The sequence below is a fragment of the Sphingomonas sp. P4_D12 genome (genome assembly GCF_056401895.1).
Genome location: NZ_JBFUIL010000020.1, coordinates 1 through 19,232, shown reverse-complemented (window position 1 = coordinate 19,232; position 19,232 = coordinate 1). Strand labels below are relative to the sequence as shown.

The following is a 19,232-nucleotide window of genomic DNA, read 5'->3' as shown; positions in this document are numbered from 1 at the left end:
TGCCCGCTCACCAGACAGGCGAGAATTTCGATTTCCCGCAGTGACAGGCCGGCCTGCTTCATCGACTGGCTGGTGCCCGGCGACAGCCCGAGATTGGGATGCGTGGGCAGGAACTCGGCCAGGTTCGACGGCATCACCTTCTCGCCGATGGCGATCAATCGCAGCGAGATCACTAGAGATTCGGACGATGCCGCGATGATGTAGCCGTAAACGCCTTCGCGGAAACAGCTGACCATTTCGTCGAAATCGAACACATCGGCCATTACTGCCAGCCGATAGCCGGGGAACCGCTCGGCAAGTTCGGCGGGCTCGTACCCCGTCTTGGCGTCCGCCAGGCCGTCCATCAGCAGAATGTGGACGACGTCGCTGCCGTCGTCATCGACCGCTTCGATGTCGCTGAGTTGGCGCGCGTCGACCGCGGCTTCCAGTACGTCAAATCCGTTTTCGGTCAGTATTCTCTGTAACCCGTCCAGAGCTATCCGATTGGGCCCGAGCAGGGCAATCTTGATGCGAGGTATCATTTGGGTCACCCCTCCAATATGAGTTCCGCGCCATCGATCCCCGCAAAAGATTGGCGTTTTGGATCACTTATCATCGGCCGCAAGGCGGCTAGTTAATGATTAGATAATCAACCAGTACAATTAGACGTCAATTCAGCCAAAAGTACTATCCATTATGGACTAATCTGTTATTGCGCCTCCCTCAGAATGTATATATCCTTCGGTGTGCAGCTCTGTGCGACCCTGAGTTTGCCGACTTTTGGTGGCTTCCGTCTAGCCCCGATGGCTAATGATCTGAATTCTACGCGACTTCCCGAATGGAGCGTGATCAATCGTTCCTTGGATGACGCCCGATGTTGAAATCGCGGCGTCGGGATTTGGGGGGCGTCGATGCGTATCCTGATCACCGGAAACATGGGGTATGTTGGCCCTTCGGTCGTGCGACAGTTGCGGCGAACCTATCCCAAATCGCGGATCGAGGGATTCGACTCGGGCTTTTTCGCCCATTGCCTCACGACACCACACGACGTTCCCGAGCGCCGGCTCGACGCCCAGCATTTCGGCGATGTGCGATCGTTCGACGCCCGGCTGCTCGATGGCTGCGACGCGGTGATCCTTCTGGCGGCGGTTTCCAACGACCCGATGGGCGCCCGGTTCGGTCGAGTGACCGAGGAAATCAATCAGGACGCCGCCGTTGCTATCGCCCGGCAGGCCAGCGCCGCGGGTGTTCGAAACCTGGTCTTCGCGTCGAGTTGCAGCGTTTACGGCGTCGCTGAGGGCGGCCCCCGCAACGAGGATGACCCGCTCAATCCGATGACTGCCTACGCTTCCTCCAAAATCGGGGCGGAGCGGGCGCTGGCGACGCTGGCTGGCGACATGACCGTTACTTGCCTGCGCTTCGCGACCGCTTGCGGCATGTCGGATCGGCTGCGGCTCGACCTCGTGCTCAACGATTTCGTCGCCTGCGCGCTCACGACCGGACAAATCTCGGTACTGTCCGACGGGTCGCCCTGGCGGCCGTTGATCGACGTGCGGGACATGGCGCGGGCGATCGAATGGGCCGCGACCCGGTCGCCCGACAATGGCGGCCGTCTGCTGACTGTCAATGCCGGGGCCGATAGCGCCAATTACCAGGTTCGCGATCTCGCCGAGGCCGTCGCGCGACAGGTGCCCGGCTGCAGGGTGTCGGTCAATCGCGATTCGCCGGCGGACTCGCGGTCCTATCGCGTCGATTTCTCGCGTTTCGCGGCACTGGCGCCACACCATCAGCCGCGGATGAGCCTCCAGGATTCGGTCGCCGGCCTCGTCGCCGGATTGCGCGACCTGCATTTCGCCGATGCCGATTTCAGGAATTCATCGCTGATCCGCCTCCACACGCTGAAGGCGCTGATCGCCGAGGGGCGGCTGACAAACGATCTGGAATGGGCCGACCGCCTCGCGCCGGTCGTGCGAAACCCGAGCGAGGAGGTCTTGGTATGAAGGCCGTGATCCTGGCGGGCGGCTTCGGCACTCGTCTCAGCGAAGAGACCGCCGTCACGCCCAAGCCGATGGTCGAAGTCGGCAACCGGCCGATCCTCTGGCACATCATGAAGATCTATGCGCATTACGGTATTCGCGACTTCGTGATCCTGGGCGGATACAAGGTCGACTATATCCGTGCCTATTTCCTCAACTATCAGGCCCGCAGCTGTGACGTTTCGATCGACCTGGGCAGCGGCAGGATCGACTGGCTGAGCCGGTCGGACGACGACTGGCGGGTGACGATCCTCGATACCGGTATCGACACAATGACCGGGGGACGGCTGAAGCGCGCGCGGCATTTGCTCCAGGACGGTCCGTTCTGCCTGACTTATGGCGACGGTGTCAGCGACGTGAACATCGCGGAATTGGTCGCGGCGCATGCGGCATCGGGCGCCTGGTGCACGCTGACCGGTGTCGTCCAGCCCGGCAGGTTCGGCGCATTGCGGCTCAGCGATGACGGTAGCGAAGTGCATGGCTTCAGCGAGAAAGGCGCCACCGACGGCGGTGTCATCAACGGCGGCTTCTTCGTTTGCGAACCCGAAATTTTCGACGTGATCGACGGCGACGAGACGGTGTTCGAGGCTGACCCGATGAACCGGCTGATCGCACGCAACAAGCTCGGCTGCCATATTCATTCGGGCTTCTGGCAGAATATGGACACGTTGCGCGACAAGCACGTGCTGGAGACGCATTGGCACGGCGGTAATGCCCCCTGGAAGATCTGGCCCGATGCGCCGGCGCCGGGCGTCGCTTTGTTGAAGCGCACGGCATGATCCTGGTCGACACGGCGCTGGCGCGGCTCGAGGCGACCGGCTGGCCGATCCGGGTGGGGCTGGTCGGGACCGGCTTCATGGGGGCGGGGATCGTTCGCCAGATCGTCACGGCTACACCCGGCATGCGCATTGTCGCGGTGGCCAACCGTCATATCGAGAGCGCGATCGCCGCGGTCGCGGATGTCGGGTTGACCCCGGTCATCTGCGATACGCGCCGGGACATCGAGCGGCGCATCGCCGCCGGCGGGGTCGCCGTCACCCAGGATGCCGAAGCGCTGGCGACCGCTGACGGCATCGATGCCGTGGTCGAGGTGACCGGTTCGATCGAGCATGGCGCGCGCGTGGTCATGGCCGCGATCCACGCCGGCAAGAACGTGATCCAGATGAATGCCGAACTCGACGGCACGGTGGGCCCGATCCTGCGGCGCAAGGCCGAAGAAGCGGGGGTGATCTACACCTTTTCCGATGGCGACCAGCCGGGCGTGCAGATGAACCTGGTGCGCTTCGTGCGCGGTATCGGAGTGACCCCGGTGCTCTGCGGCAACATCAAGGGCCTGCACGATCCGTATCGCGACCCGACCACGCAACAGGCGTTCGCCGCCAAATGGGGACAGAAGCCGGTCATGGTCGCCTCGTTCGCGGATGGCACCAAGATCTCTTACGAACAGGCGATCGTCGCGAACGCCACCGGGTTCCGCGTAGCGCGGCGCGGCATGACAGGCCTCGACTTTTCTGGCGGAGACCCCGAGGCGCCGCTGGTGCCGCTGGAGGAAGCGGTCGAGCCATTGGGCCGCGTGCTCGACGAATACGGGCACGGCCTGGTCGACTATGTCGTCGGGGTAAGGCCCGGGCCGGGCGTGTTCGTGATCGGCACGATCGAGGACCCGCGTCAGCGTCACTTCCTCAACCTCTACAAGCTCGGCACGGGCCCTTATTACTGCTTTCAGACCCCATATCACCTCTGCCATTTCGAGGTGCCGACCTCGATCGCGCGCGCCTGCCTGTTCGGCGACACGGTGTTGGCGTCGATCGACGGACCGCGGGTCGGGGTGGCGGCGGTGGCCAAGCGCGACCTGGTTCCGGGCGACCGCATCACCGAATTCGGCGGCTACGAGACCTATGCCCTCGCCGAGAATTACGACGTGATCGAGCACGAACATTTGCTGCCGCTCGGGCTGGCGCTCGACTGTACGATCCGGCGGCCGGTCGAGCGCGATGCGGTGCTGACCTTCGCCGATGTCGATATTCCGCAGGGGCGGCTGGTCGACGCGCTCTACGCCGAACAATCGCGACGATACGCTCCGTCGTTTCTGAGTGCCGCGGAATGATTTTCGAAGAGACCGCGATCAGCGGTTGCTTCGTCATCACGCCCGAGCCGCGCGGCGACGAGCGAGGACGGTTTGCGCGGACCATGTGCCGCACCGAGTTCGCTAATCACGGGCTGTCGGCCGACTTCGTCCAGCAGAATATGTCGGTGACAGCGCAGGCCGGGACTATCCGCGGACTTCATTTCCAACGGCCGCCGCATGCCGAAGCCAAGCTCATTCGCTGCGTACGCGGCGCCGTGCTCGACGTCGTGGTTGATCTGCGCAGCATGTCGGCGACCCGCTTGACCGTCGTGCAGGTCGAGCTAAGCGATACCAACTGCCGCCAGATCTATGTGCCGCCCGGCTGCGCGCACGGCTTTCAGACGCTCGGAGATGACGTCGAGATGACGTATCTGATGTCCGCGGCGCACGCTCCGGAATTCGAGGGCGGGCTGCGCAACGACGATCCGGTATTGGCGATCGACTGGCCGCTTCCGGTGGCGCAGATTTCGCACCGCGACGCGGCGTTTCCGTTGATCGACATCGATCACTTGCCCGGTCTGTAGTCGCGGGCATCGATCTGGGGGACGTATGGCGGATATCGACGTACTGGTTGTCGGCGCCGGCGTGGTCGGGTTGGCCATCGCCCGGCGGCTGGCGCTCGCCGGCCTCACCACAGTGATCGCCGATTGCGAGGACATGATCGGCACCGGCACGAGTTCGCGTAACAGCGAAGTGATCCATGCCGGCCTGCATTATGACGGCCTTCCTCTCAAGGCGGCGCTGTGCGTGGCGGGACGCCGCCAGCTTTATCGTTTTTGTGCCGAGCGCGATGTGCCGCACCGCCGTTGCGGCAAGCTGATCACAGCCTTTTCGCCGGCGGAAGTGCCGACGCTCATGCGGATCGCCGCCGCGGGGGAGCGCGCGGACGTGGACGATCTCGAACTGCTGTCCGGCGAAGAGGCGGCGCGGCTCGAGCCTGCCATCGCTTGTGAAGCGGCGTTGCTGTCGCCTTCGACCGGGATCATCGACAGCCATGCTTTCATGATCGCGCTGCTCGCCGACGCCGAGGCGGCTGGAGCTGTCTTTGCCCGACGCACCAGGGTCGATCGCCTGACCCGTACAATGGCGGGGGACTGGGCGATCCATCTTGCCGGTGAAAGCGGCGCTGCCGCGACGGCGAGGATGGTGGTGAATGCAGCAGGTCACGGAGCGCATGCGATCGCGATGCGCACGGAGGGCCTACCGTCCGAATGCGTGCCGCAACCCCATTATGCGCGGGGCGTCTATTACGTCTACCAGGGCGCGGCGCCGTTCACGCGACTGATCTATCCGGTGCCGGTCCCCGGCGGGCTGGGCACGCACCTCACGCTCGACATGTCGGGTTCGGCGCGCTTCGGCCCCGATGTCGAATGGATCGATACGCTCGATTATGCGGTGGCGCAGGATCGGCGGGACGCGTTCGCCAGCGCGGCGCGCCGGATCTGGCCGACGCTTGATGCGAAGCGCCTGGTGCCGGGCTATTGCGGCGTCCGTCCCAAGATTTCCGGGCCGGGCGAACCCAATGCCGATTTCATGATCGCGGGCCCACGCGAGCACGGTGTCGATCGGATGGTGCTGTTGATGGGGATCGAGTCGCCCGGTCTCACCGCGTCGCTGGCGATTGCGGATCGGGTCGCGACCGATCTCGGCGTCGGGCGGGCACCGCGCGTCTAGCGAGCCTTGGTAAAGTGACACGACGACGCCAGTGGCTCCAAGGGGGAGATGGATGCGCGTCCAGCGCCGTCGTGCCCGGCCCGCGCAAGCGCGAGCCATCTCGAGTTGATCGGCTGATGAATGAACTCAGCCACCCGGTCTCGTCCGAGACCGTACGGATCGGTCGTTCCCTCTCCGCCCATCACTGGTAAACGATTCGGTCACCGCGCCGGCAACAACTCCGAGCATCATCCTTTGCCGACGATTGCTCCCGAACGGGCGATAGGCCTGCCTATTCGAGTGGGTGAGGGCGGGGACGCGCAATCGAGCGGCAGGTCGTTCGCCGTGATGAGCAATCGCCGTCCGGCCGGCGGCATGACCTGGAAGACCTCTGTCGCGGCGCGGTGCACCGCGGCTTCGTTTTCGAAAAAGATGTCGAAATCATATTCGGGGCCGCGCGCCGGCGCGCCGCTCAGCTTCGCCAAAGCGTCCTCGGTGATGACGAAGCGTAGCGAACAACCGTTCGCGCTGCCGATGAATTCCATGCCCTGGTACTCGGCCGACCAGCGCGCGACACCGGTCAGAAAGGAAAGGTGGGACTGCATCGTCATACCCCCAGGGTGGCCGCGACCAGAAGAGGTCGCGCTGTTTCCTGCGCGAACGCTGTAACGGAGGTAAGACGAAGGCGAATCGGCATTGGTGCTACCGCGAAAGAGTGGCCTCGCGGTACTGGATGACCGGAAGAGATCACGACCTTTCAGCTAAACTACTCGCATGGTCTCCATGCGATGCGACCGTGGCTACAAAGTAGTGCGGCTGACGAGCAAGAGCCAAGCAACATGTCTTGATCTATTGACCTTGCGGATGCGGGGTTCCTCTTAGCCCCGCCGGACGCGGGAAAAGGGGGGGGCATGGACACAGTCGCAGAGCGCCGGTGCCGGCATTGCAGTGGCAAGTTCACCGCGACGCTGGCGCGACTGGGACGGATGCCCGTCGCCAATGATTATGTCGATCCGGCTGCGCCGCCGCTATCCGATCCGCGAGTCGAACTGACGGTAATGGTCTGCGGCGACTGCCGGCTGGCACAAACGCTCGACTTCAAGGATTCGGCCGACCTGTTCCGGGCCGATTACGCCTATTTCTCCTCGGCTTCGACGGCATGGCTCGATCATGCGCGACGTTATGTCAATGCGATGATCGCGCGTTTCGAGCTGCTCCCCGGCGCGCGGCATGTCGAACTCGCGAGCAACGACGGCTACCTTCTCCAATTCTCCAGAGCCATGGAGCTAACAGTACTCGGTGTCGAGCCTTGCAGCTCTGTGGCGCAGGCCGCGTGCGTGCTCGACATCGAGACCAGAATCGAGTTCTTCAGCCAGGACTGTGCCAAGCGGCTGGTCGATCAAGGCTGGCGGGCCGATCTGGTCACGGCAAACAACGTCTTCGCCCACGTCCCCGACGTCAACGATTTCGCGCGCGGCATGCGCGACCTGCTGGCGCCGCAGGGAGTCGCGACGATCGAGGTTCAGCACCTGCTACGCCTGATGCAGCGCAACCAGTTCGACACGATCTATCACGAGCATTTCTCTTATTACTCGCTGCTGGCGGCGAAGCGCGTGTTCGAAGGTGCGGGCCTGCGTCTGTTTGATGTCGAGGAACTTGACACGCATGGCGGTTCGCTACGCTATTTCGTGTGCCGCGCCGAGGCGAAGCATGTCGACACGCTCGCGGTGCAGCGCGTTCTCCAGGAGGAACTCGCTTACGGGCTCGACACCGATGCAGTGTACGACCGGTTCGCGGAACGTATCATCAGGGTGCGTCAGGGCTTTCGCGACTTGCTGTTGCGACTGAAGGCCGAAGGGCGGTCGGTTGCCGCTTATGGCGCGCCCGCGAAGGGCGTCACGCTGTTGAATTTCTGCGGGGTCGGGCCCGATCTGATCGCGTTCACGGTGGACAAGGCGCCGTCCAAACAGGGACGCTTGATTCCGGGCGTGCGCATTCCGATCCTGCCGCCCGAGGCGCTGACCGAGGCACGGCCCGACTATGTCGTCATCCTGCCTTGGAACTTGAAGGACGAAATCATCGAGCAGCTCGCCGCCACAGCGGACTGGAAACCCGACTTCATCACCGCGATTCCCGAACCGATGATCATCGACCGCGCCGCGCCGGGCGGCCGTCGTCATGTCGCCTGAGGCGGTCGCGGGTTTCGCCCCGCTGGAGGTGTGCGCGGTTGTCCTGACGTACAACCGCAAGGAAATGCTCGAACGTTGCCTCGCCGCCCTGGCGGCGCAGACCCGGCGTTGCGACCGCATCATAGTGGTCGACAATGCCAGTATCGACGGCACCGCGGCGATGCTCGGCGACCGCTGGCAACATCTGGTCGATATCTACAGCCTGCGCAGCAATGTGGGCGCGGCGGGCGGGTTCAACATCGGCATGCGTCTGGCGTACGGCCTGGGCGCCGACTTCATCTGGTCGATGGACGACGACGTCATCTGCGAGCCCGATGCGCTCGAACAGCTTCTCCTGGCGCACGACCTGCTCGATCGGCGCCAGATCGCACCGCCCTATCTGGTGTCGGTGCCGCGCTCGACCACCGGTCAGCTGACCGAAGTTCCCCATATCGACCAGCGCAGGAACGTGCTCGGCTTTCCGAACTGGCCCGAGCTTCTCGATCACGGCCTGGCGCCGACGCTCGGGGCGACGTTCGCGTCGATATTGTTGCCGCGCGAGACATTGCGCGTGCACGGCTTGCCGATCGCGTCGATGTTCATCTTTGGCGAGGATCGCGAATTCACCGTCCGCGTCACGCGGCGGACGCCCGGCTATCTGGTCGGGGCGTCGCGCGTCCTGCACGCGCGCAAGCTGGAAGGCGTGCTCAGCACGCTCAACGAAACCAGCGCGGTACGGCTCGGATACCATTATTACCTGCATCGCAATACGACATCGACGGTGCTCCGCTATGACGATTGGCCGCGTATCGGGCTGCATCTCTGGCGGCAGACGGCGATGCTGCTCAAGCTGCTGGCACGCGGCCAGTTGCGCCGAGCGTGGATCTTGGCGGCGGGGACGGCCATCGGCGTCTTTTATCGGCCGCGCCCGGAGCGCGCCGACGCTGCACTCGACCCATCCTGTCTGCGCGCCGCCCCGCATGCCGCCGCGGACGAGCCCGAGCGGGACGAGGTCCCGCAGCAGGAGGAGATCCGACGATTCGAAAAGGGGTGTGCCGCCGGTTCGAACGCATTGCCGATTGCGGCATCGACCTCGCTCTAGAGCAAAGCCGGGCTCTTTTGAGCTCGGCTTTGCTCCATTTTTCCTTGGATTGTCGTGATTTCGGTGCCGGCGGGAGCGCCCGGCTCGAAATCGCTCTAGCGCGCCAGCAGCTCGCGCCACGCCGCGGCGAAGGCCGGGCGCGAGAACCTGTCCAGCGATGCCTGCATACTGGCGAGCCGCGTACGGCGCTCGGGCTCGGGCATGGCGACGAGATCGATCATTCCGTGGGCGATGGCGTCGAGATCGTCGCTCGGCACCACGACCGCGCCCGCGCCGGCGACTTCCTCGAGCACGCTGCCGCGCGTGATCAGCGGCACGAGGCCGCGGCTGATCGCCTCGGCGACGGGAACGCCGAACCCCTCCAACTGGCTGACCAGTGCAAAGCCGCTCGCATTGGCATAAAGCCAACCGAGCTGGGCGTCCGACACATAGTCGAGGAGGCGGACGCCGGGCGTATCGCGGGCGAGCCGGTCGATCGCTTCCGCGCCCGGTTCCCTGGCGCCGCACAGGACGTAGCCGATGCCGCGTTCCGCGAGCCCGGACCGCGCAAAGGCGCGGATCATCGTCGCCTGGTTCTTGCGGGCGCCGAGGCTGCCGACGGTGAGCAGAAATTGCCGGTCGAGCCCCGGAATGGGTGCCGTCGCCAGGCTGTCGATTTCCGCCCGCAGCGGCGGATAGATGACGCGCATGTCGGGTGCCTCTCCATAGAGGCGGACGAATTCACGCCGCGAATGCTCGCTGATGAACACCATGCGTGGTGCCGCGCGCGCGATGCGGCGATAGGCGCGCTGGTAGAGCCGCGCGACCCAGGGCCGGAACAGGGCCGGATGCGTGATCGGGCCGAGATCGTGGCACAGGACGACGTCGCGTTCGCTGATCGCCGTGTGGATGACGCTGTGCGGATCGAGGTGCAGCGTGGGTTGGTTCGGACGCCGCAAGGGAAAGGGGGAAATCCCTGCCGCGCCCGCCGCGCGCACCTCGATCCGCATGCCCAGCCCGAGCACCCTCTCCAAGAACGGGCTGGGGAGACGATATGTGCCATGCCGCCAATAATAGACCTGATTGATCAGGTTGCCCTGATCGTGAACCAAGTCGCGGCCGATGAAATATTTGCCGGTCTTGTTCTCCAAAGCGCACGAGAATTCGACGTCCCAGAGGCAAGGGACGACCGGGCGGCAGGCCGATGGATCTGACGTGCGTTGCAACATCGATGCCCCTCCAGACGATGCGCCATGCTTCGAACCGACCCTAGTCGGCACCGGTCGGCCGGGGCGAGCGGCAATTCAGACTACCCCCAATGCACCACGCGGATCGGGACGCACGATGTCGATCCTGGGGCGAACTGCCCTTTCGCTCCGCTTTCGACGCTTGGGCGCGGCGGTGGTCGGCAATTGGAGTAGCTCTTCTCTTCCGTTCGCGAACGGCGGGCGCGCGGCTAATGCCGGCGAAAGATTACGCCTCGGGACGATCGTGCTGTGGGAATGGTTGAACGCTTGCTGCCCTGGCGGCGCCATCGCCTCATCCGCGAATTGCTGATGCTGTATGGCATTGACATGCCGCCCGAGATCGTCGTCGGCAAAGACCTGCAGCTCATCCATCGCGGCATCGGCAGCGTCTTTCATCCCGACACGAGCATCGGCGACCGCGTCCAGATTTATCATCAAGTAACGATCGGCCGCTCCGACGCGCATCTGCCGCACGAGCGGATCAGGCCCATGCTGATCGAGATCGGCGACGATGTCGTCATCTATCCGGGCGCCAAGGTGCTGTGTCGGAGCGGCGTGTTGCGGATCGGCAACGGCACGATCATCGGCGCCAATGCCGTCGTCACGCGGTCGACAGGAGAACGTGAGGTCTGGGCAGGAATACCTGCGCGCTGCGTCGGCCAACGAAAATAGGCGAGTTGGCGCGCAGCGGGCAACCGCCACTCGGCGGTAAAGGCGGGCGCGAGCCGCGACGGCGTTTGCAGCGGGTCATGACGAAAGTGTGGATGCGACCGGTGCGCCTGCATGTCCGGCCATCGACCGATAGGCGATGCGGTTCGCCCCGTCGGGTCGGCGATCCTTATTCCGCCGAGCAACGGACCGAACTGGCGGCCAGCTGCGCCGTGCTGAAGAGCATCAATGCGTCCGTGGCGGCGCGCTCATGGGTCTACGACCTGATGTGTCTCGGACTGAATGCAACTTATTCGTGTCGAGTATTTCGCGAGATCGCCACTTCTACTCCGAAATGATCATGGCCCTGCAATAAAGCGTCATCCCTCTGCATAGTGGCGCTGGGCGGCGGATCATGTCTCTAATGCGCCAGCTTGATCGTCATGAACAGCTGGGTTCAAGAGGGGGAGGCCGATATGAAGGTTGTCCTGTTTTGTGGTGGGTACGGCACGCGGATGCGCGGCCAGATTCCCAATAAGCCCAAACCATTGGTCGATGTCGGCGGTCATGCCCTGATGTGGCATGTCATGAGCTATTACGCCCATCACGGACATAGGGATTTCATCCTTTGCCTGGGTTATGGCGCGGATGCCATTACGGAATATTTTCTGGAGCAGGGCGCGGAAGTCCTGCCCACGATCTCGACTAGACGACGCGCGCAATCCTTTCTGCTGCCGGATGAGGACAAGGGCCATTGGAACGTCACGCTGGTCGATACCGGCATCGATGCGAGTATCGGGCAGCGCCTGAAGGCGATCGAATCCTATGTCGAAGCCGACGAGATGTTTCTGGCCAATTATGCTGATGGCCTGACGGACCTTCCGCTCCAGGACATCATCGACTGCCTGGTCCGCAAGCCTGCCTTCGTGGGCGCGCTGGTGGCGGTCAAGCCCACGCTCAGCTTCCATTATATTCGTCACGATTCTGACGGCACGGTAACCGGCGTCGAGTCGTCCACCGACATGGATGTCCGCATCAATGGCGGCTACTTCGTCTTCCGGCGGGAGATTTTCGACTATATTGGTGAGGGCGATGACCTTGTCGAGCAACCCTTCCATCGGCTGATCGGCGAGCAGCGGCTCCTGGCGCATCCCTATGACGGCTTTTGGCGAGCCTGCGACACGTTGAAGGACGTGCATCTGCTGGAAGAGGTGCAGCGCAAGGGCAAGGCTCCCTGGGAGGCCTGCCGCGAGGCTTCCCCGGATTCCCTCTCCGTTCATTTCACGGCCGGGGCTCCGACGCTCGGCGCCGCCAGCGCTTCGCCCGCGGCGTGAAGCGAAAGATCGCCGGTACGGACAAAGGGAGAGACCGGGGGATATGATCAATCTGGCGTTCGCGGATACCGGCGCAAAGACGCAGCGGGTGCTGTGCCTCGGTGCGCATGCCGACGATATCGAGATCGGGTGTGGCGGCACGCTGCTCAATCTCGTCGCGAACGTATCGCGGCTGACGGTGCAGTGGGTCGTGTTCAGCGGGGACGAGCGCCGCGCCGAGGAGGCGCGGCAGAGTGCGGCGGCGCTGCTCGGCAACGGGTGCGAGCAGATCGTGGAGGTGCTGGACTTCCAGGACGGGATCTTTCCGCACGAAACGCCGCGCATCAAGAATGTCTTCGAGAGGATCAAGGCAGGACCCACACCCGACCTCATCCTCACCCACATTGCGAGCGACATGCATCAGGATCATGCGGTGATCGCGGCGCTCACCAACAACACCTTCCGTAACCACCTGATCCTCGGCTACGAGATTCCAAAATATGACGGCGATCTCGGTCGCTCGAACGCCTATGTCCATCTCTCCGAGGAGGTCGCCCGGCGCAAGGCGGCGGCAATCTACGAGGCGTTCCCGAGCCAGCGCCACCGCGCCTGGTTCAATCCCGACACCTTCCTCTCGCTCGCTCGCATCCGCGGGATCGAGTGCAATGCGCCTCACGGTTTCGCCGAAGCTTTTCGTGCGGAGAAGATCGTGCTCGGCATGTGAGCTTGTGCGTTGGCGGGGCCGCTCGGGCCGCTCCGTCGGGGACCGCGGAACTTGGCCGAAAGGGGAGACCGGTCGGGCCACCGAAACAAATCCCCGCTAGAGATGGATGATCCCGCGCCGCGCGGCGTGCGCCACGGCATCCGTGCGCCCGGTCGCGTCGAGCTTGTCGATCAGCCGGCTGACATGGAATTTGGCGGTGTCGGGGGAAATGCCGAGCCGCTGGCCGATCGCCTTGTTGGACAGGCCTTCGGCCAGCAACGCGATCACGTCGCGCTCGCGCGGCGTCAGCTCGAACCCGTGCGCACCTGCGTCGGACGCGCTGAGGACCAGATCCGACGCGTCGTCGGCGCCCACAATCTGCAATTCCGGGATCCGGCCCAAGGTTCGCTTGAACAAGGCGGAAGTCCGGGAGGTAGATTCGAGACATCCCTGAAACGGCCCCATTGAGACATTGGTGGGGCCATCGCCATCCGCTGCTTCGTGAGGGAGCAACTGAGGGAGCGACAAAACACGAACGCGGCAATATAGCCTGAAAATCAGTGGTTTAATTGAAGATTGCTGGATGCCCCGTGAGGATTCGAACCTCAATTGACGGAGTCAGAGTCCGTAGTCTTACCTTTAGACGACGGGGCAACAGGCGGCGGGCTCTAGGCGGGCTGGCGCGACCGGTCAAGGCCTTGGGCGCAACCGGCAAGATCGTCGATCGGGCCTTCGCTTGTCGCATCGCGCCAGTTCGGTTAGGCTCGGCGCCAAGCAGCGGAGGGCTATGGGCCGGACCGCAAGAATATAAGAGTTACGACGGCATGGGGGACGTTCCCGCCAATATGCCGCACCGGCAGCGCGCCGCCCCGACGGGCAAGCCCGCCGCCCGTCCGGCCCGCATTCCCACCAAACGCTGGGGCGAAGCGCCGCATTATGCCGCGCTCGATCTCGGCACCAACAATTGCCGCCTGCTGATCGCGCGGCCGCAAGGCAACGGTTTTGCGGTGGTCGACGCCTTTTCGCGGATCGTGCGGCTGGGCGAGGGCCTCGCTTCGAGCGGGCGGCTGTCCGATGCGGCGATCGATCGCACCATCGCTGCGCTCAGGATCTGCGCCGACAAGCTGCGTCGCCGCAACGTGCTGGTCGCGCGATCGGTCGCGACCGAGGCGTGCCGCCAGGCGGCGAACGGCGCCGAATTCATCGAGCGTGCTTATCGCGAAACCGGGATCCGGCTCGACGTGATCTCGCCGGAGGAAGAAGCGCGATTGGCGGTACTCGGCTGCCACGCGCTGATGGAGCCCGGAGACGGGCCGGCGCTGATCTTCGATATCGGCGGCGGATCGACCGAATTGGTGCTGATCGACCTGTCGGGCGATCATCCGCGCGTGCTCGACTGGCATTCGGCGCGCTGGGGCGTGGTGTCGCTGACCGAACATGCCGGCGGCGGCGATAGCGCCGAGGCGCTGGGCGAATCCTATGCGCGGATGCGCGCGCTGGCGACCGAAAGCTTCGCGGCCTTCGCCAAGCGCGTGCCGGCGAAGTTGAAGGCGCCGCGGCTGCTCGGGACCAGCGGGACGGTGACGACTTTGGCCAGCGTCTTCCTCGAACTCGATCATTATGACCGCGCCAAGGTCGACGGGCTGATCGTCCCGACCGAATCGATGCGCCGCATCTCGGCCGAATTGTCGGGCATGTCGGTGGCAGAGCGTTCGCGCCTCCCATGCATCGGCGGCGAGCGCGCCGACCTGGTCGTGGCGGGCTGCGCGATCCTCGAATCGATCCTCGATCTGTGGCCGGCCGAGCGGCTGGGGGTCGCCGACCGCGGCATCCGCGAGGGCATACTGCGCCGCCTGATGGGAGCGCAACGGCCATGAGGGGCGGGGGCGGCGGACATACCCGCGTGCGGACGTCGCGCAATCGGACTCCCCAGTCGACGCGCTGGCTTGAGCGGCAATTGAACGACCCGTACGTCAAGCGCGCCAAGGCGGAGGGTTATCGCAGCCGGGCGGCGTACAAATTGATCGAACTCGACGAGAAGTTCGGGTTCCTCAAAAGCGCGACCCGCGTGGTCGACTTGGGGCTGGCGCCGGGCGGCTGGTCGCAAGTGGTGCGGCGTCAGGTGCCCAAAGCGGCGATCGTCGGCATCGACCTGTTGCCGGTCGATCCGATCGATGGCGTCACCATCCTGCAAATGGACTTCATGGACGATGCGGCGCCCGATCGGCTGATCGAGGAACTGGGTGGCGCGCCCGATCTGGTCATGTCGGACATGGCGGCGAACACGGTTGGCCACCCGCAAACCGATGCGCTGCGGACGTTGGCCTTGGTCGAAACCGCGCTGGCGTTCGCGATCGATGTGCTCAAGCCTGGCGGCACGTTCGTATCGAAAGTGTTCGCCGGCGGCGCCGATTCGTCGCTGGTAGCCGAGATGAAGCGCAATTTCGCGACGGTGAAGCACGCCAAGCCGCCATCGAGCCGCAAAGGCTCGGTCGAATGGTTCGTGGTGGCGCAGGGGTTCAAGGGTCGCGCAACGATTTAGCGAAACGCTAAATCGTGAAGCGCCGAGCCCCGACGACCGACGAGCTTCAGGTGCGGGATGCCCCGCATCCCGCAGACCACGCCGGGGCATGGTCGACCTGAAGCTGCTTTGCCGCGACGGGGATGCCTTTACTCCGGATGTCGTTGGTTGGGCGGAAAGCCGCCACCGCGTTTAAATTCGGCTCGTGCCGTTGAGCGAAGCGCTCGCGGTTCCGCCGTCGCGAATTGCTCCGCAGCCTTCAGCGGAAGTTAGTAACCGGGTGATACGGTCGGAAGCACAGAACCGGGAAGGGGCTGTCTTGCCGAAAGTTATATTGGATCGCGCCAACCTCATCGCGTTTGCTAGCGTATCCGGCTTCCTCGACGCTGAGCAAATCTTGAACCTCACCGCTCAGGTGGACCAAGCCGTCCAAGCGTTCGGTGATCAAATTGCGCTGCACGGACGCCTATTCGATCTGACTAATGCTAAAGTGGCGTCACCGTTATCAATCGATGCCCTACGCGACAAAACCATCGATCCATCCCGCATCTTGTTGCGGGCCAACCGGGTTGCGTTCTTCGGAGCCTCACCGTTGCTCAAAGTTCAAATGCAGCGCATTTGTGCGCTTCGACCGAACCATGCGATGTTCGACGACCGTCGCCCGGCATATGCGTGGGCAATTGGAGGGCGGTAGCCACATCGCAATACGCCCGCTTCCGGGCGATAGCGGATTTACCTGCGGCCCAGGCAGAAGCTCCCGAGGAATGCCCTGCGGGTGCCGTTTCGGGTAGGCCGCCGAAACCTTTTGGACACACTTTCAGCGTCATAAGGGTTCATCGACCGGGCCGATCATGGCCTGCCGGAACGGAGCGCCATGAGCGGAGCGATGCCTTGCCCCTGACCCATAGCTGGCCCCTGTTCGAGCAACATCAGCGTTTCGACCTCGGTTGTCTGCTCGACGAGCCGAGCCAGGCCCCGGTCGCCTCCGGGCGTCAGCCCGAGCTCCTGGTGGCGCGCGGCATCGGACTGTGGGAATGCAATCTGTCCGACAATGCGCTGAGCTGGACGGACGGGGTGTTCGACCTGTTCGGCTTGCCGCGCGGCGCGGTCCTCGCGCGGGACGAGGTCGCCGCTTTATATGCGGAGCCATCGCGCGCCGCGATGGAGAGGCTGCGCGCTCATGCCATCAAGCACCGGCGCGGCTTCACGCTCGATGCCGAAATCGTGCCGGTGACCGGGCCGCCGAAATGGATGCGCCTGATCGCCGCGCCGGTCTGTGTCGGGCGTCAGGTCGTTCGGCTCCATGGCATCAAGCAGGATGTCAGCGCCGCCTACGTCTAACGACAATTCGAAGCGATAGCGTCGCGTCTGCTGCGGCGGATTGGCGCGGGGGACGTCCGCCACCGCGCGCATTGCCGCCCACGCCCACTCGCCCTAAGTCGCGGGCATGACCGTCACACGTTTCGCGCCGAGTCCGACCGGCAATCTCCATATCGGCAATATCCGCACCGCGATCCTCAACTGGCTGTTCGCGCGGTCCACCGGCGGGCGCTTCGTGCTCCGGATCGACGATACCGATGTCGAGCGCAGCGAGGAGCGCTATGTCGAGTCGATCCGCGCCGATCTCGCCTGGCTGGGGCTGACACCCGATGAGGAGGTGCGGCAGTCCGAGCGGTTCGCGCTGTACGAACGCCGCTTCGACGATCTGCGCGCGGCGGGACGGATCTATCCGGCCTATGAAACGCAGCAGGAACTCGAGCTCAAGCGCAAGATCCTGCTCGGGCGCGGTTTGCCGCCGGTCTATGATCGCGCCGCGCTGGCGCTCAGCGACGCCGATCGCGCCAAGCTGGAGGCCGACGGCATCCGCCCGCATTGGCGGTTCAAGCTCGATCCGGGCGCGATCGAATGGCACGATCTGATCCGCGGCCCCCAGCATTTCGACGCCGCGACGATGAGCGATCCGGTGATCCGCCGCGCCGACGGGTCGTGGCTCTACATGCTTCCTTCGGTGATCGACGATGTTGACATGGGTATCAGCCATGTCGTGCGCGGCGAGGATCACGTCTCCAACACCGCGCTCCAGTTGCAGATGTTCGTCGCGATGAACGCGCCGCTGCCGACCTTCGCGCACGCCGCGCTGCTGACCGGGGCGGAAGGCAAATTGTCGAAGCGGCTTGGCTCGCTTGGCGTCGAACATTTCCGCGGCGAGGGGATCGAACCGCAGGCGATCGTCGCGTTGCTGGCGCGGATCGGCACCAGCGATCCGGTCGAGCCGTTCGTCGATCCCGCGCCGTTGATCGCCGCGTTCGATTTCTCGCGCTTCGGCCGCGCGCCGGCGCGGTTCGACGAGGGCGAACTCGCCCAGCTCAACGCGCGGATCGTCCACCAACTGGCCTTCGCCGCGGTCGCCGATCGCCTGCCCGCCGGAATGGACGATGCGGCGTGGTATGCGATCAGGCCCAATTTGACGACCATCGCCGGTGCGGCCGATTGGTGGCATGTGGTGGAGGGGCCGATCTCCACCACCGTCGATCCCGAGGATCGCGAGTTCCTGGCCACCGCGCATCGCATCGCCGGTGAGATCGGCTGGACCGGGGATCCCTGGCACACGCTGACCAACGCGCTCAAGGAGGCGACCGGGCGAAAGGGCAAGTCCTTGTTCCTGCCGCTGCGCCGCGCGCTGACCGGGATGGATCATGGCCCCGACATGGCGGCCCTGTTGCCGCTGATCGGCCGCTACCGCGCGTTGGAGCGTTTGGTGCCCAGCTGATCGATGATATCTTGTATCATAGAATGTAATGTTGTATCGCATCCGAGTCGCGGCATTTGAGACCGTAAAGGAGAGACGACATGGCGACTTATGGCGACCGTTATGGCGCGGGCCCGGCGTTTAAGCCGGGTAGCATGGCGCTGGCACTGGGGCTGACCGTGGGCCCGATTGCCGCCCTGATCATGGGCTTGCAAATCCAGCGAACAATCACGGAAATCAAGAGGTTCGAAGGTTACAGGGTCATCGAACCGCCGCCGCCCCCACCCGTTCATAAGGTCGAAGCCAAGCCCAAGGCGCCCCAGAACGAACAAGTCTATGTGCCGCCGGTGCCGGAGATACTGCCGATTCCGAAGGTGCCGATCGACCTGACTCCCAAGCTTCCGCCTTTGCCGCCGATGGGACCGGAGATCGGCAAGGCGCCCGACATCGGCACCGTGGTCACGCCCGTCCTGGTCGCCAAGCCGGTCATGGTCGATGCATTCATCGACCCGCGCTATCAGGGGCTGCTCCAGCCGCCTTATCCTCCCGAGGAACAGCGCGCGGGCAATAGCGGCCGCGTCGTGCTCCGCGTGCTGGTCGGCACCGACGGCCGGGTGAAGCAGGTCGAGAAGGTGGCGGCCGCATCGGACGCCTTCTTCGCCGCCGCGCAGCGCCAGGCCTTGGGTAAATGGCGGTTCAAGCCGGCGACCAAGGACGGCGTACCGATCGAGCAATGGAAGACGATGAGTCTGCGGTTCGTGCTCAACGAGCAGTGACCGTTTCGGTCGCGGGGCTGGCCTGTTGCCGGTCCCGTGACTATATTAGGGCCTGTACTCAGTTACCACGAGGATCGTGATTGCCCGCAGGAGCCCGCCGACTAGGAGCGCAGCGCAGTCGCGTAGCTGAAGCTACGCGCCAGCAAGCGACGACGCTCGGCGGGCTCCTGCGGGCAATCACGATCCTCGTGGTAACTGAGTACAGGCCCTAATATAGTCACGGGACCGGC

At 64.3% G+C, this 19,232-nt stretch carries 20 protein-coding genes and 1 tRNA gene; 16 read left to right on the top strand and 5 right to left on the bottom strand.

The genetic code is table 11. From position 1 onward, the window contains the following. On the bottom strand, window positions 1-521 hold a 521-nt coding region (locus AC1DSD_RS22220), incomplete at its 3' end, for an ANTAR domain-containing protein (RefSeq protein ID WP_478033151.1). A gap of 369 nt (window positions 522-890) precedes the next feature. Between AC1DSD_RS22220 and AC1DSD_RS22215 the strand changes: the two genes are divergently transcribed. From AC1DSD_RS22215 to AC1DSD_RS22195, 5 genes are read left to right on the top strand one after another with little or no spacing between them, the layout of a single operon-like run. Then, the gene (locus tag AC1DSD_RS22215) at window positions 891-1,979 is read left to right on the top strand and encodes an NAD-dependent epimerase/dehydratase family protein (RefSeq protein ID WP_478033150.1); all 1,089 of its coding nucleotides are present in this window, start codon (window positions 891-893) and stop codon (window positions 1,977-1,979) included. Then, entirely contained in the window at window positions 1,976-2,794 is an 819-nt protein-coding gene (gene rfbF / locus AC1DSD_RS22210) for a glucose-1-phosphate cytidylyltransferase (RefSeq protein ID WP_478033149.1), read from the top strand. The genes AC1DSD_RS22215 and rfbF overlap by 4 nt, the downstream gene beginning before the upstream one ends. Beyond that, a complete protein-coding gene (locus AC1DSD_RS22205; RefSeq protein WP_478033148.1) occupies window positions 2,791-4,122 on the top strand; it encodes an NAD(P)H-dependent oxidoreductase in 1,332 nt (443 codons plus the stop codon). Before rfbF ends, AC1DSD_RS22205 begins: the two co-directional genes overlap by 4 nt. Continuing rightward, window positions 4,119-4,667 carry a dTDP-4-dehydrorhamnose 3,5-epimerase family protein gene (locus AC1DSD_RS22200; protein WP_478033147.1) on the top strand — a complete coding sequence of 183 codons (549 nt, stop codon included), beginning with the start codon at window positions 4,119-4,121 and terminating at the stop codon, window positions 4,665-4,667. The genes AC1DSD_RS22205 and AC1DSD_RS22200 overlap by 4 nt, the downstream gene beginning before the upstream one ends. Window positions 4,668-4,692: 25 nt before the next feature. Continuing rightward, a complete protein-coding gene (locus tag AC1DSD_RS22195) occupies window positions 4,693-5,817 on the top strand; it encodes an NAD(P)/FAD-dependent oxidoreductase (RefSeq protein ID WP_478033146.1) in 1,125 nt (374 codons plus the stop codon). Between the two features lie 227 nt (window positions 5,818-6,044). Here the strand turns inward: AC1DSD_RS22195 and AC1DSD_RS22190 are convergent, their stop codons facing one another. Beyond that, window positions 6,045-6,401: a hypothetical protein gene (locus AC1DSD_RS22190; RefSeq protein ID WP_478033145.1), complete on the bottom strand. Its 357-nt coding sequence runs from the start codon at window positions 6,399-6,401 to the stop codon at window positions 6,045-6,047. Between the two features lie 306 nt (window positions 6,402-6,707). Here AC1DSD_RS22190 and AC1DSD_RS22185 point away from each other — a divergent pair, with 306 nt between their 5' ends. Together AC1DSD_RS22185 and AC1DSD_RS22180 are read left to right on the top strand one after the other, a co-directional pair. Then, a complete protein-coding gene (locus tag AC1DSD_RS22185) occupies window positions 6,708-7,985 on the top strand; it encodes a class I SAM-dependent methyltransferase (RefSeq protein WP_478033143.1) in 1,278 nt (425 codons plus the stop codon). Next, complete coding sequence (locus tag AC1DSD_RS22180) at window positions 7,975-9,066, top strand: glycosyltransferase family 2 protein (protein ID WP_478033142.1); 1,092 nt, start codon at window positions 7,975-7,977, stop codon at window positions 9,064-9,066. Before AC1DSD_RS22185 ends, AC1DSD_RS22180 begins: the two co-directional genes overlap by 11 nt. A gap of 95 nt (window positions 9,067-9,161) precedes the next feature. Here the strand turns inward: AC1DSD_RS22180 and AC1DSD_RS22175 are convergent, their stop codons facing one another. After that, the gene (locus tag AC1DSD_RS22175) at window positions 9,162-10,274 is read right to left on the bottom strand and encodes a glycosyltransferase (RefSeq protein ID WP_478033141.1); all 1,113 of its coding nucleotides are present in this window, start codon (window positions 10,272-10,274) and stop codon (window positions 9,162-9,164) included. 273 nt (window positions 10,275-10,547) lie between these two features. Here AC1DSD_RS22175 and AC1DSD_RS22170 point away from each other — a divergent pair, with 273 nt between their 5' ends. The 3 genes from AC1DSD_RS22170 (at window position 10,548) to AC1DSD_RS22160 (ending at window position 12,977) form a co-directional block, all read left to right on the top strand. After that, window positions 10,548-10,964 (top strand): LbetaH domain-containing protein, encoded by a 417-nt coding sequence (locus tag AC1DSD_RS22170; RefSeq protein WP_478033140.1) that lies wholly within the window; start codon window positions 10,548-10,550, stop codon window positions 10,962-10,964. A 452-nt stretch (window positions 10,965-11,416) separates the two neighbouring features. Next, a complete protein-coding gene (locus AC1DSD_RS22165) occupies window positions 11,417-12,274 on the top strand; it encodes a sugar phosphate nucleotidyltransferase (RefSeq protein ID WP_478033139.1) in 858 nt (285 codons plus the stop codon). A 43-nt stretch (window positions 12,275-12,317) separates the two neighbouring features. After that, window positions 12,318-12,977: a PIG-L deacetylase family protein gene (locus AC1DSD_RS22160; protein WP_478033138.1), complete on the top strand. Its 660-nt coding sequence runs from the start codon at window positions 12,318-12,320 to the stop codon at window positions 12,975-12,977. Between the two features lie 96 nt (window positions 12,978-13,073). Here the strand turns inward: AC1DSD_RS22160 and AC1DSD_RS22155 are convergent, their stop codons facing one another. Together AC1DSD_RS22155 and AC1DSD_RS22150 are read right to left on the bottom strand one after the other, a co-directional pair. Further along, a complete protein-coding gene (locus tag AC1DSD_RS22155) occupies window positions 13,074-13,331 on the bottom strand; it encodes a response regulator transcription factor (RefSeq protein ID WP_478033152.1) in 258 nt (85 codons plus the stop codon). Window positions 13,332-13,536: 205 nt separating this feature from the next. Further along, window positions 13,537-13,610: transfer RNA gene (locus AC1DSD_RS22150), tRNA-Gln, on the bottom strand. A 170-nt stretch (window positions 13,611-13,780) separates the two neighbouring features. On the opposite strand from AC1DSD_RS22150, the gene AC1DSD_RS22145 reads away from it, so the two are divergent. The 6 genes from AC1DSD_RS22145 (at window position 13,781) to AC1DSD_RS22120 (ending at window position 19,002) form a co-directional block, all read left to right on the top strand. Continuing rightward, complete coding sequence (locus AC1DSD_RS22145) at window positions 13,781-14,833, top strand: Ppx/GppA phosphatase family protein (protein ID WP_478033137.1); 1,053 nt, start codon at window positions 13,781-13,783, stop codon at window positions 14,831-14,833. Further along, window positions 14,830-15,498 carry an RlmE family RNA methyltransferase gene (locus AC1DSD_RS22140; protein ID WP_478033136.1) on the top strand — a complete coding sequence of 223 codons (669 nt, stop codon included), beginning with the start codon at window positions 14,830-14,832 and terminating at the stop codon, window positions 15,496-15,498. The genes AC1DSD_RS22145 and AC1DSD_RS22140 overlap by 4 nt, the downstream gene beginning before the upstream one ends. Window positions 15,499-15,796: 298 nt before the next feature. Beyond that, window positions 15,797-16,171 (top strand): hypothetical protein, encoded by a 375-nt coding sequence (locus AC1DSD_RS22135; RefSeq protein WP_478033135.1) that lies wholly within the window; start codon window positions 15,797-15,799, stop codon window positions 16,169-16,171. Between the two features lie 197 nt (window positions 16,172-16,368). Next, window positions 16,369-16,818: a hypothetical protein gene (locus AC1DSD_RS22130; RefSeq protein WP_478033134.1), complete on the top strand. Its 450-nt coding sequence runs from the start codon at window positions 16,369-16,371 to the stop codon at window positions 16,816-16,818. A gap of 106 nt (window positions 16,819-16,924) precedes the next feature. Then, a complete protein-coding gene (gene gltX / locus AC1DSD_RS22125) occupies window positions 16,925-18,247 on the top strand; it encodes a glutamate--tRNA ligase (protein ID WP_478033133.1) in 1,323 nt (440 codons plus the stop codon). 80 nt (window positions 18,248-18,327) lie between these two features. Continuing rightward, window positions 18,328-19,002 carry an energy transducer TonB gene (locus AC1DSD_RS22120; protein ID WP_478033132.1) on the top strand — a complete coding sequence of 225 codons (675 nt, stop codon included), beginning with the start codon at window positions 18,328-18,330 and terminating at the stop codon, window positions 19,000-19,002. Window positions 19,003-19,232: the final 230 nt, after the last annotated feature.